Genomic DNA, 16,459 nt, shown 5'->3' on the forward strand with positions numbered 1-16,459 from the left:
CATTCTGGACGCCAATACACATGCCCGGAAGTGCCGATCCCGCTAACCGCATTGACATTTCCTGGTGCGAGACGCGAAACGTTACATGACGTTCACAAGGTCCATTGCCTAGTCAGTCATCGCCAGGCGCCACTGCAAGCCCCATTTGGTGGTAGTGCCGGATGTCACCCAGGCCACCTCGCCGCGGCTGTCGACAATCACGATGGTGGGTGTGACGCGCACCCCCCACGCTGCGCTGATTGTGCCAGAGGGGTCATTGATGGTTGGAAACTGCAGGTCATTCTCCCGCAGGTAGTGAGAGACCGTTTCCGCGGAGCCGGACTGCAATGCCACAGTGATTACCCGGTGTTCACCGGCCAGGTCGGCAATGGCCGGCGACACTACACGGCAATAGCCGCACCAGGTGGCCCAGAAATACACCAGCACCGGGCCATCGGAAGCCATTTGCTGCAGGTCCAGTACCTGCCCGCCAATGGATTGCCCCGCCAGTGGCGGCGCCTGCTCCCGGGGAATATCGCGCTGCTGGTACAGGCCGACTGCAGACACCGCAAGTATCGCCAGCAGTGCAAACCCCGCCAGGCCGCGAAAGGCTGTAACAATCCGGGTGAAAGCGCCCTTCACAAGCTGCACGCCAAAATTATCAAAGGCCAGCCCTTCAGTACTTCACCGAGCAGCCGTAGGCGCGGGAGGAAGCAACCTCGACCCCCTCTCCCTTCATCGATGCATCGAGTGCTGCAGCCACAAAATTCTTCGATTGCGGGATCACGGCCGGGTTTGCGGAATCGTTGTCGTCAATGGCCCCGGCGTAAACCACTTCGCCCTCGGGATTGATGATAAACATATGCGGCGTGGTCTTGGCACCGTAGGCACGGCCCATGCTGCCGTCACTGTCCAGCAGGAAGGGGGCGGAGGCATTGAGGTTGTGGCTCTCCGCTACCTCCAGTGCCGCCGCGGGCTCCAGGTAACCCTGCTTGCCCCTTGCCGACGAGATTACCGTAAGCCACTTGATTTCCTCACCGGTATATTTTTTCTGCAGGGCCTGCATGTTGCCACTGCCATAGTGCTTGCGGACATAAGGGCAGTCCTTGTTGAACCACTCGATCACCAGCCATTCACCCTTGTAATCCGCCAGTGAATGCTTCGTGCCACTGGCATCCATTTCGGAAAAATCCGGTGCTTTCTCGCCCGGTACGGCTACTGCCAGGGCCAGTGCCGGGGCCGCCAGGAACATCGACAACAGTGCCTTGCCAAACGTCTTACCGCCAATGCGCTTACCGTTCATGGTGTGTCGTCCTCTTTGGTTTGGGTCAGTGATTCACCATTATTGAAGAGCGCCGTGATCATGCGCTCCTGCAGAATCTGTGGTAACAGCTCCGGCTCGCTTGCGCCGGGGGTATACCAGGCGTAGACCGGCACCGAATTGCGGCCCAGTTCACCCAGTGCCGCGGTGATTTCCGGATCGTGGTTGGTCCAGTCGGCGCGCACCAGCATCACACCATTGGTGCGGAACAGCTCCATGACTCTTTCCGACTCCAGTACCAGCTTCTTGTTCACCTGGCAGGTAATACACCAGGCGGCGGTATAGTCGATAAACACCGGGCGGTTGTCGGCACGCGCTTCCTCGATGGCTGCGCGATCATAGGGCTGCCATTCACTCCCGGCGAGTTCCGGTGTGGCGTGCTGCGGGGCCCGCAGGGCCGCGAAGGCGATGATTGTAGCCACGGCAAATATTGCATAGCCGGCGAACCGTCCGGTGCCCGGGCCGAACAGTGTAAAACGCCGCCCCAGCCACAGGGCGAAAACCACCGCCACCAGCAGCAGCGAGCCGATCAGCCAGCCGCTGTCTCCCAGCAGCCGCCCCAGGACCCAGAGCAGCCAGATCACCGTGAGGTAGAGCGGAAAAGCCAGGAACTGTCGCAACGTGTCCATCCACGGGCCGGGTCCCGGCAGGCACCTCAACAGCGCAGGACTGGCACAGAGCAGCAGGAACGGTGCCGCCAGCCCGGCGCCCAGGCCGAGGAAGATTGCCATGGCGGACACGGCTGGCAGCACCGAGGCGGCGCCCAGCGCCGCTCCCATAAAGGGCCCGGTGCAGGGCGCAGCGACGAATACCGCCAGCACGCCGGTGGCAAAGGAGCCGCCGCGGGTACTCCCGGCCAGGTCCATCAGCCGGTGGCCAAATTCAAGCACGCCGCTGAATGACAGCGCCATGAGCCAGAACAGCAGGATCAGGCCCAGTACCACCGACGGGGACTGCAGCTGGAAGCCCCAGCCAATTGCCGCGCCTCCGGCGCGCAGTGCCAGCAGCAGGGCCCCCAGGGCGGCGAATGTCACCATCACGCCGGCACTGTACAGCAGTCCCTCGCGCAGCCGGTGGGGCGCACCGGCGCCGGCATTCACCAGCCCAAACAGCTTGATCGACAGCACCGGGAAAACACACGGCATCAGGTTCAGGACTACCCCGCCGGCAAATGCCGCCAGCACCAACAGCCACAGGGCCTGTGGCGGGGCCGCGGGCACCGCGGCCCCCAGCGGCACACGGTTAAACTGCCAGGCGCGCTTACCGTCCGCGACCACGAATCCGGTCGCCTCCGGCAGCGGGGCACCGGGAACCCGGGCAAAGCGGTAGTGCACCCGGTTGCCATCGGCCTCCACCTGAGGCGCCCGGGCGGTCAACAAACCACCGTCCAGGGGGAACACAGCCGGTGGCGGCGCCTCCCCGCCACGGGTATCGCGCAGTGTCAGCTGAAGCCCACCCGCGGGTAACTCGGCCAGTCGTTCTGCGCGCCAGGGGCTAAGGGCGGCGTTGGCGGGCACCCGGTCCAGGAACTGGTCGCGCAGGGCCAGGTCCCGCTCGTCCCATTGCGCGTATTCGGCCACCGGCCGGTCCAGGGTCATGGAACCGAAACCGGGTATGCAATCGATTTTGCACACCAGCCATTCGAGGTCCGCACGGAGATCCACACGCCCAGCGTCCGCGACGGGCGTCACTTCAAAGAGATAGGCTACATCACCCGCATAGCCGAGGTTGGTGAGGTGTTCAATGGGGAGCCGGACCGGGAAGGGCCACTGGATCGGGCCGAGAGTCGCACGCTCGGAGCGGGTATCGAAGCGCGGTGCGGCGCCGGAGTCCCCGGCATTGCGCCAGTAGACATGCCACTCGGGGTCCACTTCAAAGTAGAAACCGATGGTAGTGGTCTCACCGGCGGCGAAGGTATCGGGCGCCAGCCAGCGCACGCGTACGTGATCGCCACTGGCGGTATCCTGGGCGAACGCGGGGGAAGCGATTGCTGACAGGGCAACCGATACAAGAATTATTGCGATACTGCGCAGGAATCGCACGGGCGACGCTCTCCCGATCGACGGACCGCTTAACGCGGATTTCATGGGTTTTACCTACGGCAACCCCATTGAAATGGATTGGCCCAAGAGCTGCAAGTCAGCTGTCGCCACCGGGCTCCAGGGCAAGCACTTCAATCTTCCCTTCCCCCGAGTAGTGCCAGCGCAGGTCAAAGCCACACAATTTCATTCCGTAGATGCGATCCGGTTCCGGTTTCTGGTAAGCCGGTTTGGGATCCTGCGCCAGCACCTGCCGAATCAGCAGTGGCAGGTCGGTACCCCAGCAATCCCGGTAATCACTGGCTACCTGGAGAACCTCCCGGGGAATATCCACCGTCACCGGAGCGGGGGCATCACCGGCAAAGGCGCTCTGCGCCTCTACCAGTACATCGGCATAGGGAATGTAGGGTTTGATATCCAGTATCGGGGTACCGTCCACCAGGTCGGCACCGCCGACGATCAACTCCACTTTCGGCGAGGTACGCACTTCCAGCAGCCGCACCACCGACAGGCCGATATTATTCGGGCGAAACGGCGAGCGAGTGGCGAGTACACCGAGTTTTTTGTTGCCCCCCAGGCGCGGCGGGCGCACCTTGGTCGACCATTGCCCGGCGGCCTGGTGGAACTGGAATACCACCCAGATATGGGTATTATCCTCCAGCCCTGCCACGGCATCGGGAGTGTTTAAGGGCGGCAACAGCTCGATGGCCGCACGGCTGGCATCAGCGAGCAGGGGCTGGCGTGGCACACCGAATTTCTCGCCGAAACAGGAGTGGACAGTGGCGATGGGATTGAGCTGGATGGACGCGTCGATTGCGGTATTCCCTTGCAGTCGGCTACCGTCGGCTCCCCTGCCCCATCCGCACGGATTGAATCCACCCGCGGAACAGGGACAGGGGAATGCCTGGATGATTACTGGTCAATGCCGCCCATGCACAGGTACTTGATCTCGATATAGTCATCAATACCGTACTTGGAGCCCTCGCGGCCCATGCCGGACTCCTTGACGCCACCGAAGGGGGCCATCTCGTTGGAGATAATCCCCTCATTGATGCCTACCATGCCGTATTCAAGCCCTTCACTGACACGCCAGATGCGGCCGATGTCGCGGGAGTAGAAGTAGGAGGCGAGGCCGAACTCGGTGTCATTGGCAAGCTTGATGGCCTCCTCCTCGGTGGAGAACTTGAACAGTGGTGCCACCGGGCCGAAGATCTCCTCCTTGAAAAGCTTCATCTCGTCATTGGCGCCCGTAAGCACGGTGGGCGCATAGAAGCAGGCACCCATTTCGCTGGGCCCGCCCTCGACGACCGCCTGGGCGCCCTTGGCAGTGGCATCCTCCACCAGCGCCTGGACATCCTTGACTGCCTTGGGATTGATCATCGGGCCGACATCAACGCCCTCTTCCGCTCCATCCCCCATTTTCAGGGCCTGCACGGCGGCGGCAAATTTTTCCGCAAAGGCATCATAAACGCCTTCCTGCACGAAAATACGGTTGGCACAGACGCAGGTCTGGCCGGCATTGCGGTACTTGCAGATGATCGCACCCTTGACCGCGGCATCCAGGTCGGCGTCGTCAAAAACGATAAACGGCGCGTTGCCGCCCAGCTCCATGGATGTCTTCTTGATGGTCTCGGCGCACTGCGCCTGCAATTTCTTGCCTACCGCCGTGGAGCCGGTGAAGGTGAACTTGCGCACCAGCGGGTTGGACGTCATCTCCGCGCCGATTTCCCGCGAGCTCTTGCCCACTACCACGTTGAATACACCCGCGGGTACCCCGGCCTCTTCCGCCAGCACCGCCAGCGCGAGGGCAGAGAGGGGGGTCTCCGAAGCGGGCTTGGCCACGAACGGGCAGCCCGCGGCCAGCGCCGGGGCCATCTTGCGGGCGATCATGGCGCTGGGGAAGTTCCATGGGGTGACCGAAGCAGTGACACCGACTGATTGCTTGATCACCACGATTCGCTTGTCGTTGGCAGGTGGCGCGATTACGTCGCCATAGATCCGCTTGGCCTCCTCGGAGAACCACTCCAGGTAGTTGGCTCCATAAATGACTTCGGTACGGGCCTCAGCCAGGGGCTTGCCCTGTTCGGTGGTGAGGATCTTTGCCAGGTCGTCCGCGTTATCCACAATCAGGTCGTACCAGCGGCGCAGGACCTTTGCCCGCTCCTTGACCGTGGTATCGCGCCATGAGGGCCAGGCATCACTGGCAGCCTCGATGGCCCGGCGGGTTTCTGCGGCGCCGCAATCGGCGATGCTGGCGACAACCTCGCCGTTGGCCGGGTTGGTGACGTCGAGGGTCGAGCCGGAATCCGCATCGATCCACTCGCCGCCCACAAAGGACTTCTTGCGCAACAGTGCGGGGTTCTTCAGGTCCAGCATGGTGTTCTCCTTATCGATTGCCCTATCCGTATCTAAACCTGCGGCCGGCGGGCGTTATTTCAACTGCATTGCGGCCACCCTGCGATGGCCTATTTCTTCTTTTTCACAAACTTCATCAGGCGGCGCTTCTTGGCTTTCTGGCGATCGGTCAGCTTGTTCTTCTTGCCGGCGTAGGGATTATCGCCGGTGCGGAACTCGATCTTGACCGGAGTACCGTGCAGGTCCAGTGCCTTGCGGAAAGTCTTCTCAAGGTAGCGCACATAGTGTGACGGTACATGCTCGGTCTGGTTGCCGTGAATCACGATCACTGGTGGGTTCTGCCCGCCTGCGTGGGCATAGCGTAACTTGATGCGATGGCCGTGCACCAGCGGGGGTTGGTGCTCACTAACAGCCCACTGCAGGATTCGTGTCAGGTGATTGGTGGACAGCTTGTCCGTGGCGGACTGGTAGGCGGCCTCGATGGACTCGTAGAGGTGACCCACACCAGTGCCGTGCAGTGCAGAAATAAAATGGATGTCGGCAAAGTCCACAAAACGCAGGCGCCGCTCCAGTTCCGTCTTGATAAAGTCGCGATGCTCCGGTTCCAGCCCGTCCCACTTGTTCAGTGCCACAACCAAGGCCCGCCCGGCCTGGATCACGCTGCCCATCAGGTGCAGGTCCTGGTCCACCAGTCCCTCGCGGGCATCCACCACCAGTACCACTACGTTGGCATCTTCCACTGCCTGCAGGGTCTTGACGATCGAGAACTTCTCCACCGATTCGCGGATATTCTTGCGCCGGCGGATACCGGCGGTGTCGATCAGGGTGTAGGGCCGGTCGTCACGCTCGTAATTGATATAAACACTGTCGCGGGTGGTGCCGGGCTGGTCGTAGACCACCACCCGGTCCTCACCCAGCAGGCGATTGACCAGGGTCGACTTGCCCACGTTCGGGCGGCCCACAATGGCAATCTTGATCCCCTTCGCCTCGTCTTCCTCCTCCGGCGCTTCCTGCTCGGGCAGCCCCTCGACCACGCGCTCCATCAGGCTGCGCACACCGCGGCCATGGGTGGCGGTGGTAGGGAAGAGCTCACCGATCCCCAGCTCGTAGAACGGCGCCAGGGCGATATCCGGATTGACGCCATCGACCTTGTTGGCCACCAGCAGGGTGGGCTTGGATCGCGTACGCAGCTGTTCCGCAATCATTTCGTCCGCGGGTGTCAGCCCGGCCCGGCAGTCCACCAGGAACAGCACGAAGTCCGCTTCCTCGATGGCCTGCATGGACTGCTCTGCCATTGCCGCATCGATGCCCTCCTCATCACCGCTGATACCGCCGGTGTCGACCAGGATCATCTTGTGGCCATCGAACTCCGCCTCACCGTACTTGCGATCGCGCGTCAGGCCGGCGTAGTTCGCCACCAGGGCATCGCGGCTCTTGGTGAGCCGATTGAAAAGGGTGGATTTGCCCACATTGGGGCGCCCGACCAGGGCAATTACTGGCAGCATACTGATTCCGGCTTCAGCCTGATATGAAAATGCAAACGCCCGCGGGACGCGGGCGAGGATCGGTTCGCCCGCATGCAGGCGTGTTCAAAACCCGGGGCAGAGACCGGGCGGACCCGGCCAGAACTCCCCCGGCGATTAGCGGCGCTCGAGACGCAGGGCCACCAGCTCGCCGCCATCGGAGAGGGCGAAAAGGAGGTCACCATCCACCAGCAACGGGATGCGCACGGCGTCACCGTCAATTTCTTCGCGCCCGATCAGCTCACCGCTGGTGGGTTCCAGCACATGGAGGTAGCCCTCCAGGTCACCGACCACCACCGTGTCGCCGAAATACGCTGGTCCACTCAGCTCGCGTCGCAGCAGCTTGTCATTGCCCCAGGCAATCTGCCCATTGCCCACATTGTAGGCGTAGACACTGCCGGAGGCATCGCTCAAGTATACATTGCCCGCCCCGACGTCGACGCTGTGGTGGGTGGAGGCATCGCGCGCCCAGAGACCGCGGCCGTCCTGGCGCGACAGGGCCACAACCCGCCCCTGGTAACTGGCGGCGAATACCAGGTCGCCGCGAACCAGCGGCGAACCATCGATGTCCACTACCCGGTCCAGTTCCGCGGAGCCCTGCGGGATCGCTACCCGCTGCTCCCAGCGGGGAATACCGTCACGGGCATCCAGGGCGATCATCTTGCCGTTGTCCAGGCCGGCATAGACCAGGCCGCCGGAGATGACCGGGGCTGCGGTGCCACGCAACGTCAGCACCGGCAGGGAGGTACTGTGCTGCCAGATCTCATCACCACTGCCAGCATCGAGGCCATACAGTTTGCCATCCACAGTCTGCAGCACCACCGCACCGGAGCCAACCGCTGGCGCGGCCACTACTTCCCCGGAAAGCTGGCGCTCCCAGAGGGCCGAGCCGTCATTGAGGTTCAGGGCCACAACGCGGCCGCGGTAGTCGGAGACCACCGCCAGGCCCAGGCCCACACCCACGCCGCCGCTCAGCGGGACATCGAGGTCGGCCTCCCACAGGCGGTCGCCCGTCTCGCGGGTGAACGCGCTCACTTCACCGTCACTGCTGGCTGCAACGATGCGGCCGTCGCCGATGGCGGGCTTCAGCATTGCATAGCGCTTGACGTCGATATCGCCAATATTGCGGGACCAGACCTCGCGCAGCTCCACCGTTTCATTGATCTCGGTGAGTTCCAGCGGATCGGTGTCCTCTTTCTCTTCATTGGAGGCGCAGGCGGCCAGGGTAGCGGCCAGCGCCACCGCTGCTGCGCGGTTCAGTGCGCGGGAAAGGTGTCTCATTGCTCGTCACTCTCCTGTGCCGGCTGGGTGTCAGTCGCTTCCGGTGCAGCTGCGTCATCTTCCGCGGTCTCCGCGGGGGCCGCGGCGCCAATGCTGTCGGCCTTGAGGCGTAGCAACTGGGCGCTGCTCGCCTGCTCCGGCAACAGCTGGGCCAGGGCCGACTCATAGGCGGCTTTGGCACCCGCTTCGTCGCCCTGCTGGAGCAGGATGTCACCGCGGGTCTCGGCATAGAGTGCAGCGAAAGCCTCGGGCACCTTGCCCTCCAGCAGCTTCATGGCCTCATCCGGTGTGCCACGGGCAGCCTTGACCGCTGCCAGGCGGCGCTTGGCGACCAGTTCCAGCGAAGTGTCCGGGGTGTTGTCGAGGACCCACTGCAGCTGCTTTTCCGCCGCTTCCAGGTCATTGCCCTGGGCCGCGATGGCAGCCAGGTGCAGTGCCGCCTGGGAGGCATAGATACGGTTGCCGAATTCGTCCTGCAGCTGGCGACCCAGGCTCCTGGCCGTGGTCAGCTGCTTGTTGTCCGGGTTGCCGTCATTGGCTGTGGCAGCCTGCAGGAAGCTCTGGTAGAGGTTGGAAGCTTCCTCGGCAGTGGTGCGCTCATTGCTCTGCCAGAACTGGTAACCGAAGTAACCCGCCAGGGCCAGCACCACGCCGGTGACAATGCCCTTGCCGTTCTCTGCCCACCAGCGTTTCAGCGATTCTATTTGTTCTTCTTCGGTAATATGGTCAGCCATCGGGTAACTCGTCTTTCCTGTGATTGTTAGGGTCTTCCTGCAGGAGTGGCCCCGGGGCCTTCCTGCTAAATTCTGCCTGGTTCGTTCACTCAGCCCTGCAGCACGGACGCCAGTTCAGCAACCGGTACCGTCTGCTGTGGCTCCTCCGCGCGCAGGAACTTCACCGTCACCTGCCCTGCCGCGGCCTCGTCCTCACCGATGATCAGGGCAAAATCCGCATTGCTGCGATCCGCCTTTTTCATCTGGCTCTTGAAGCTGCCACCGCCGCAGTGGGTCTGCAGGCGCAACCACGGGAGGCTGTCACGCACCTGCTCTGCCGCCGCCAGGGCGGCCGATTGTACATCACCCACCGCAACCAGGTACGCATCCACCTGTTGCGCCAGGGCATCGGGCAGGGCCTCCAGCGTCTGCAGCAACAGCACCAGGCGCTCGACGCCCAGGCCAAAGCCAATCGCCGGGGTGGGCTTGCCACCCATCTGCTCCACGAGCCCATCGTAACGGCCGCCGGCACAGACGGTGCCCTGGGCCCCGAGGCTGTCGGTCACCCACTCGAACACGGTCTTGCCGTAGTAGTCCAGCCCCCGCACCAGCTTCGGGTTGACCTCATAGGTCACGCCGGCAGCATCGAGCATGGCCCGCAGGCTGTCAAAATGCGCCGCGGATTCCTCGTCAAGGAAGTCCAGTAGACACGGCGCGCCTGCCAGCAGTTCCTGCGTCTGGGCGTTCTTGCTGTCCAGGATACGCAGGGGATTGCGCTCCAGGCGGCGCAGGCTGTCTTCATCGAGCTGGTCGCGGTGGCGGCCCAGGTAGGCCACCAGGGCCTCGCGATAGGCGGCACGGCTATCGCTGTTACCCAGCGAATTCAGCTGCAGCGTCACCTGGTCGGCGACTCCCAGCTGGCGCCACAGGCGCGCTGTCATGATCAGGATCTCGGCATCGATATCCGGTCCCTCGATGCCAAACACCTCCACGCCAAACTGGTGGAACTGCCGCAGGCGGCCCTTCTGCGGACGCTCATAGCGGAACATGGGGCCGAAATACCACAGGCGCTGGGGCGTGGTCAGCAGGTTGTTCTGGATTGCCGCGCGAACGGTGCCGGCGGTGCCCTCCGGGCGCAGGGTTACGCTGTCCCCGCTCTTGTCGTCAAAGGTGTACATTTCCTTCTCGACAATGTCGGTGGCCTCACCCACCGCGCGGCTGAACAGCTGGGTCACTTCCAGCAATGGCGTGCGGATTTCGCTGTAGCCGTAACGGCCGAACAGCTCACTCAGGGTTGATTCCACGTACTGCCAGGTGGGCGAATCCACCGGCAAAAGGTCGTTCATGCCGCGAATTGCGCGAAGCTGTTTCAACGGTATTCCTTAACTGGTTATCTCGGGTTTGTCTTTCCTGGCGGCGGGAGCGCACCGTGCCCGTTCCCGCGGGCCAATTGCCGGCCCCTGTCAGGACTTGGCGATGATGTCCGCCTCGCGCGCTTCCTTGGCCGCGGCTTTTTCCCGGATCAGGCGCTCCAGGTCATCCACCAGGTTGTCATTCTTGAACTTGCGGTCCGGCTGGCCGTCCACGTAGATGGCATGGCTCGGGGTGCCGCCGGTGAGGCCGATATCCGCCTCCTTGGCCTCGCCCGGCCCGTTGACGATACAGCCGATCACCGCCACGTCCAGCGGTGTGGTGATATCCTCCAGGCGCGTCTCCAGCTCATTCATGGTCTTCACCACGTCGAAATTCTGGCGGGAGCAGCTGGGACAGGCGATAAAGTTGATCCCCTTGGTGCGCAGGCGCAGGCTCTTCAGCAGGTCCCAGCCCACCTTGACCTCTTCCACCGGGTCCGCCGCAAGCGAAACCCGCAGGGTATCGCCGATACCGTCCAGCAGCAGCGCCCCCAGGCCGATTGCCGACTTGACCGTGCCGGAGCGCAAGCCACCGGCCTCGGTAATGCCCAGGTGCAGGGGCTGCTCAATCTGCTGCGCCAGCTTGCGGTAGGCGGCAGTGGCCATAAAGATATCGGAGGCCTTGACGCTCACCTTGAAATCCTGGAAATCCAGGCTGTCGAGGATGTCTACATGGCGCAGCGCGGACTCCACCAGCGCATCGGGGGTCGGCTCGCCGTATTTCTTCTGCAGGTCCTTCTCCAGGGAACCGGCGTTCACACCGATCCGGATCGGGATGTTGAGGTCACGAGCCTTGTCCACCACCGCGCGGATCCGCTTCTCGCGGCCGATATTGCCCGGGTTGATACGCAGGCAGTCCACGCCCAGGTCCGCCACCCGCAGGGCAATGCGGTAGTCGAAGTGGATATCCGCCACCAGCGGCACGCCCACCTGCTTCTTGATCTCACCAAAAGCCTCCGCGGCGTCCATGCTGGGCACGGAGACCCGCACGATATCCGCCCCGGCCTGCTCCAGCCGTTGCACCTGCGCCACTGTGGCATCGACATCACAGGTATCGGTATTGGTCATACTCTGTACGGATATTGGCGCTCCGCCCCCGACGGGCACATTGCCGACCATGATCTGGCGTGACACGCGGCGGACAATGGATGACTCGAATTGCATAGGGCTGACCTGCCAGTTTCGCAGAGTAAAAAACAGAGGGGGGAATTATAGGGCCTGTTCACGCGAAATTCGATGGCAGCGTCGGGGCGCTCATGTGACCGCAACGCAGTGACCTGGAACAGCGTAGACTCGCCCGGCGTGGATTCGCCCGGCGTGGATTCGCCCGGCGTGGACTCACACCGCAAGGCGCAAGCCTGGCGGCTGCGCGTATGCGGTGCGTTTGAACTTACTCGCCGACGGTGATCCGGCGGGTGCGGCGGTTGCCCAGCGGATCGCTGTTGACCAGCTCCCCCTGGAAACGGACTTCCGTGGCTGCGGCATTGCCCAGCATCAGTCGGAATGGCGGCTCGCCCCGCAGGTCCACATCAGCCCCGGCAGGCTGCAATTTAGCCATCAGCACGCTGCCGCTGCCATCCTTCACTTCAATCCAGGCTTCCTCGGCAAACTTGAGCTGCAGGCGCGCTTGCGCGGCCGCCGCTTCGACAGCTGCCGTCTCGGCGGCCCGGGCAGCAGGAGTCGGGGCAGTTTCTGCCGCTGGGCCCTCGACTGACGCCGGAGCGGGCGTCGCATCGGCCACTTCTTCCCGCACGGGCTCTGCGGTCGGCTCGGGCATTTCCCCTGCCTGTGACTCTGCAGTCCGGGGATCGGGCCCTGCGGCCAGTCCCGATGGCGCCGCATCACCTTCCACCACTGCCGGCGCAGCCTCATCGACCGCACCGCCCATTGCTTCACCAGCCTCAAGGACCGGCTCATCGACCGCTGTCATATCGGCAGCCGCTTCCGCGCCCGTACCGGGCTTCCCGGCACTCTCCTCTCCGCCAACGGCCGCCCCGGCCGTCGACTGCACATCGGCCACCGGTTCCATGTCGGCGGTTTCGGCCGCAGTGTCATCCGCCGGTGCGACCACCGCGGCGGTCTCGGCTGCGGAACTGGACATGCCACCTGACATCATGGCCGGTGGGGTAAAGTCCCGGCCGTTCATCCACCAGAAGACCCCGGCAACAGCGATCAGCGGCAACACTGCCAGGCCTGGCAACCTGCTGCGACCACCGCCCTCCGAAAGGGAATCACGCTGCACATGATCCAGGATCGCCCGGCTCTCCTCTTCCTCACCGTAGTAACCGGCATAGGCCTTCAGGATCGGAGCCTCATCGATCTTCAGCTCTTTGGCGATATTGCGGATATAGCCCTTGACGTAAAGTGCCGCCGGCAGGCGATCGTAATCATCGTTTTCGAGCAGGGAAAGCTTGTCGCCGATAAAGCACATGCGCTCGGAGAGCTCATCGCGCGTGAGACCCGCCTCCTCGCGGGCGCGGCGAATCAGGGTGCCCGGTGTATCACCGGACACCTGCTGGGCGCCACCGGATACCTCGGTGGTGTTATCAGTTTCGGGCTGGTTAACCGTCATTGGCCTTCATCTTCTGGTATTTGAGCGTTTCCGCCGAATAAGGATAGAGGTTCTTCAGGGCAAGGGCGTAACTGCGTTCCTTGTCGCGGTTGCCAAATATCTTTTCCAGGCGGATACCGAGCCACAGGGACTGGGGTATCTGCCGGTTATCCGCACTGTAACGATCCAGGTAGTGCTTCGCCTCTGTATAGGCACCAGCGTCAAACCTGAGTTCCGCCATCTCCAGCAGCGCCTGGGGCAGGTCGTCATTCAGTGCCAACGCGCGGGTGTAGGCCTTCTCCGCCTCTTCCTCGTGGCCGAGCTTGCGGGCACAGAGGCCCAGGTTTGCCAGGGCGTAGGAGCGACGGCGGTAGGTGAGGTCCTCAGAGGCGATGCGGAATTGCTCCAGGGCCTCCTCATAGCGCTCCTGCTGGTAGAGGAATACACCGTAATTGGTGTGGGCCATGGAGAAGCTGTCGCCGTATCTCAGCGCCTTGCGGAAATGGTCCTCCGCCACCTCTAGTTCCTGATCGGCCTGGTAGAGCAGTGCCAGGCCGTGATGGGCGCGGGGATCGCGGCGCCCCAGTTCCAGGGCCTTGTTGAAGTGATAGCGGGCCAGGTCCCGGTTTTCCCCGGTCTTCAGGTAGCGCAGCCCCAGCTGCACGTGCGTTTCCAGCGCCTTGTCCAGGTTTACCTCACTGCGGTCAGGCAGGCCGGTAGTAACGCAGCCGCTGAGCCAGACACTGAGGATCATCCCCGCCAAAGGCAGGGCAAAGGATTTAGACAACACAACATCACCTGTAGTTTTTATAGTGTTCGCGCCGGGATCCGCCGGTTAGCCGGGCGCAGGAGCCGACAGCTCCCATCAACCCACGATGCGTACGGCCTGCGCAGCGTTGCGATAGCGTTCGGCGCGACGGGTACGGTCGTTTACCGTGCCGGCCAGCTGGCCGCAGGCTGCCGCAATATCGTCGCCACGGGTCGTGCGCACGGTAACGGTAAAGCCTTTGTCGAGCAAAATCTGCTGAAAGCGTCGCAAAGCGTTGTTGCTCACGCGCTGGTAGTCAGACAGCTCAAACGGGTTAAAGGGTATCAGATTTATCTTGACCGGCACATCGCGCAGCAGCTCCGCCAGCTGTTCGGCGTGCTCGGGGCGGTCATTGACCTCCCGCATCAGGGTGTACTCGATGGTCATTTTCCGGTGGGTATCCGGCATCCGCTCGATATAGCGCTTGGCGCTGTCGAGCAGCATGGCGATGGGGTATTTCCTGTTGATGGGGACCAGCTCGTTGCGGAGCTCATCGTTGGGCGCATGGAGGGAAATCGCCAGGCTCACGTCAGTCACGTCTGCCAGCTTATCCAGTGCAGGCACCACGCCGGAGGTACTCAGGGTGACGCGACGCTTGGAGATGCCATAGGCATTGTCCTCCATCATCAGGTTCATTGCGTCCACCACGTTATCGAAGTTGAGCAGCGGTTCACCCATGCCCATCATCACGACGTTGGTCACCTTGCGCGGCCCCCTGGGCTCCAACTGGCCGAAAGACTTACAGGCGATCCAGACCTGGGCGATGATCTCCGCCGCAGTCAGGTCCCGATTGAAGCCCTGCTTGCCCGTGGCGCAGAAGCTGCAGTCCAGTGAGCAACCCACCTGGCTGGACACACACAGGGTGCCACGCTCGCCGTCGGGGATATAAACCGTCTCAATGGCGCTGCCACCATCCACCTTGATCAGCCACTTGCGCGTGCCGTCCGACGAGTCCCACTGCCCCAGCACCTCCGGTGCGCGAATCTCGGCCACCTCGGCCAGTTTCTCGCGCAGGGCCTTGCTGACATTGGTCATCTGGGAAAAGTCATCCACGCCACTCTGGTGAATCCACTTCAGCACCTGCACGGCGCGAAAGCGCTTTTCACCCAGCGACTCGAAGAACGCGGTCAGCTTTTCGACCGATAGGCCGAGCAGATTCACTTTTTCGGTTTGTGCCTGGGTCATGGGTTCACCTCGGGGAGTGGATTGCGCCGGCCCGGACGGGCCGGCGCGAGTGCGGCCTTAGGCGCGCGGGCAGATTTCGTCGTCGGCGAAAAAGTAGCTTACTTCGCGGGCGGCGGACTCGGTGGAGTCGGAGCCGTGCACGGCGTTGGCGTCGATGCTGTTGGCAAAATCCGCACGGATGGTGCCGGCTTCGGCTTCCTTCGGGTTGGTGGCACCCATCAGGTCGCGGTTGGCCAGTACGGCGTTCTCACCTTCCAGTACCTGAACGACAACCGGACCGGAAGTCATGAAGTCCACCAGATCCTTGAAGAAGGGACGCTCCTTGTGCTCGGCGTAGAAGCCCTCGGCCTTTTCGCGGCTCAGGTGCAGCATTTTCATCGCGACAATGCGCAGGCCGGCCTTCTCGAAACGGCTTTCGATTTCGCCGATAACATTCTTTGCTACCGCGTCCGGCTTGATGATGGAAAGAGTGCGCTCCAGGGCCATGTTGTTCTCCAGTTAACAGTGTTTAAAAAGCAAAAAGAGCAACCGCAGCTGCTCTTCCCTGAATTCCTTACAGTCGCGACCGGGCCAGTGGCCGGCCGCCGACGCCGCGAACCGGGGCCCGGCAATGCCGACCCCACCTATCGCGGCGGGCGGATTATACGCGTAACTGCATGAAGTTTGTACTATTTCTATGTGCCAGCGGGGCCGAAACCCGGCCAGGTAGACTGCTCAGTCGGCTTCCTCGATCCAGGCGGCCTGGATGGCCTCGAGGATCTTCTCACCGCAGCGCGCCGGATCGTCATCGAAACCCGGCAGCTCGATTACCCAGTTACGCAGGTCGACAAAGTTCACCCGCAGGGGGTCCACCTCCGGATGGGCCTCGACCAGCTCGATGGCGATGTCATTGATATCCGTCCACTTCATGTGCGCGTCTCCGCTCCTGTATTCAAAGACCGACCTCGGGGTCAGTGCTTCTCAGATACCTGGTTGATAGTGTACTTGGGAATCTCGACCACGAGATCCTCGTCGTCGACGATGGCCTGGCAGGACAGGCGCGACTCGGGCTCCAGGCCCCAGGCCTTGTCCAGCAGGTCCTCTTCCAGCTCGTCCGGCTCACCCAGGGAGTCGAAGCCCTCACGGACAATGACGTGGCAGGTAGTGCAGGCACAGGATTTTTCGCAGGCGTGCTCGATTTCCACACCGTTGGCCAGCGCCGCATCGCAGACACTGACACCACTTTCCACTTCCACCACCTTGCCCTCCGGACAGATCTCCTCGTGGGGCAAAAATACGATTTTCGGCATAGT

The 16,459-nt window shown here is 62.7% G+C and carries 16 protein-coding genes; all 16 read right to left on the bottom strand.

Going from position 1 to position 16,459, the window contains the following annotated elements; translation table 11 throughout:
- Positions 1-108: 108 nt before the first annotated feature.
- A complete protein-coding gene (locus ACH6CX_RS09850) occupies positions 109-630 on the bottom strand; it encodes a protein disulfide oxidoreductase (protein ID WP_233005921.1) in 522 nt (173 codons plus the stop codon).
- A 25-nt stretch (positions 631-655) separates the two neighbouring features.
- The gene (locus tag ACH6CX_RS09855) at positions 656-1,282 is read right to left on the bottom strand and encodes a thioredoxin family protein (RefSeq protein WP_233005922.1); all 627 of its coding nucleotides are present in this window, start codon (positions 1,280-1,282) and stop codon (positions 656-658) included.
- Complete coding sequence (locus tag ACH6CX_RS09860; protein WP_233005923.1) at positions 1,279-3,387, bottom strand: protein-disulfide reductase DsbD; 2,109 nt, start codon at positions 3,385-3,387, stop codon at positions 1,279-1,281. Before ACH6CX_RS09860 ends, ACH6CX_RS09855 begins: the two co-directional genes overlap by 4 nt.
- 52 nt (positions 3,388-3,439) lie before the next feature.
- Positions 3,440-4,252 (bottom strand): tRNA (N6-threonylcarbamoyladenosine(37)-N6)-methyltransferase TrmO, encoded by an 813-nt coding sequence (gene tsaA, locus ACH6CX_RS09865; RefSeq protein ID WP_396675391.1) that lies wholly within the window; start codon positions 4,250-4,252, stop codon positions 3,440-3,442.
- Complete coding sequence (locus ACH6CX_RS09870) at positions 4,252-5,715, bottom strand: NAD-dependent succinate-semialdehyde dehydrogenase (RefSeq protein ID WP_255774727.1); 1,464 nt, start codon at positions 5,713-5,715, stop codon at positions 4,252-4,254. Before ACH6CX_RS09870 ends, tsaA begins: the two co-directional genes overlap by 1 nt.
- An 89-nt stretch (positions 5,716-5,804) precedes the next feature.
- On the bottom strand, positions 5,805-7,199 hold the full coding sequence (gene der / locus ACH6CX_RS09875; RefSeq protein WP_233005925.1) for a ribosome biogenesis GTPase Der: 1,395 nt from the start codon (positions 7,197-7,199) through the stop codon (positions 5,805-5,807).
- A gap of 135 nt (positions 7,200-7,334) precedes the next feature.
- Positions 7,335-8,498 (bottom strand): outer membrane protein assembly factor BamB, encoded by a 1,164-nt coding sequence (bamB, locus tag ACH6CX_RS09880; protein ID WP_233005926.1) that lies wholly within the window; start codon positions 8,496-8,498, stop codon positions 7,335-7,337.
- Positions 8,495-9,232 carry a tetratricopeptide repeat protein gene (locus tag ACH6CX_RS09885; protein WP_233005927.1) on the bottom strand — a complete coding sequence of 246 codons (738 nt, stop codon included), beginning with the start codon at positions 9,230-9,232 and terminating at the stop codon, positions 8,495-8,497. Before ACH6CX_RS09885 ends, bamB begins: the two co-directional genes overlap by 4 nt.
- 89 nt (positions 9,233-9,321) lie before the next feature.
- A complete protein-coding gene (gene hisS, locus ACH6CX_RS09890; protein WP_233005928.1) occupies positions 9,322-10,584 on the bottom strand; it encodes a histidine--tRNA ligase in 1,263 nt (420 codons plus the stop codon).
- 90 nt (positions 10,585-10,674) lie between these two features.
- Positions 10,675-11,787 carry a flavodoxin-dependent (E)-4-hydroxy-3-methylbut-2-enyl-diphosphate synthase gene (gene ispG, locus ACH6CX_RS09895; RefSeq protein WP_233005929.1) on the bottom strand — a complete coding sequence of 371 codons (1,113 nt, stop codon included), beginning with the start codon at positions 11,785-11,787 and terminating at the stop codon, positions 10,675-10,677.
- Positions 11,788-12,013: 226 nt separating this feature from the next.
- Entirely contained in the window at positions 12,014-13,195 is a 1,182-nt protein-coding gene (locus tag ACH6CX_RS09900) for a RodZ domain-containing protein (RefSeq protein WP_396675368.1), read from the bottom strand.
- Positions 13,185-13,964 carry a type IV pilus biogenesis/stability protein PilW gene (pilW, locus tag ACH6CX_RS09905; protein ID WP_233005931.1) on the bottom strand — a complete coding sequence of 260 codons (780 nt, stop codon included), beginning with the start codon at positions 13,962-13,964 and terminating at the stop codon, positions 13,185-13,187. The genes ACH6CX_RS09900 and pilW overlap by 11 nt, the downstream gene beginning before the upstream one ends.
- Before the next feature lie 75 nt (positions 13,965-14,039).
- Positions 14,040-15,167: a 23S rRNA (adenine(2503)-C(2))-methyltransferase RlmN gene (rlmN, locus tag ACH6CX_RS09910; protein ID WP_233005932.1), complete on the bottom strand. Its 1,128-nt coding sequence runs from the start codon at positions 15,165-15,167 to the stop codon at positions 14,040-14,042.
- Positions 15,168-15,224: 57 nt separating this feature from the next.
- Positions 15,225-15,653 (bottom strand): nucleoside-diphosphate kinase, encoded by a 429-nt coding sequence (ndk, locus tag ACH6CX_RS09915; protein WP_233005933.1) that lies wholly within the window; start codon positions 15,651-15,653, stop codon positions 15,225-15,227.
- 228 nt (positions 15,654-15,881) lie between these two features.
- On the bottom strand, positions 15,882-16,076 hold the full coding sequence (gene iscX, locus ACH6CX_RS09920; protein ID WP_237063963.1) for a Fe-S cluster assembly protein IscX: 195 nt from the start codon (positions 16,074-16,076) through the stop codon (positions 15,882-15,884).
- A 41-nt stretch (positions 16,077-16,117) separates the two neighbouring features.
- A complete protein-coding gene (gene fdx, locus ACH6CX_RS09925) occupies positions 16,118-16,456 on the bottom strand; it encodes an ISC system 2Fe-2S type ferredoxin (RefSeq protein WP_091509122.1) in 339 nt (112 codons plus the stop codon).
- Positions 16,457-16,459: the final 3 nt, after the last annotated feature.

It is taken from the genome of Microbulbifer sp. JSM ZJ756 (assembly GCF_044383805.1).
In the GTDB taxonomy this organism is placed as follows: Bacteria; Pseudomonadota; Gammaproteobacteria; order Pseudomonadales; family Cellvibrionaceae; genus Microbulbifer; species Microbulbifer zhoushanensis.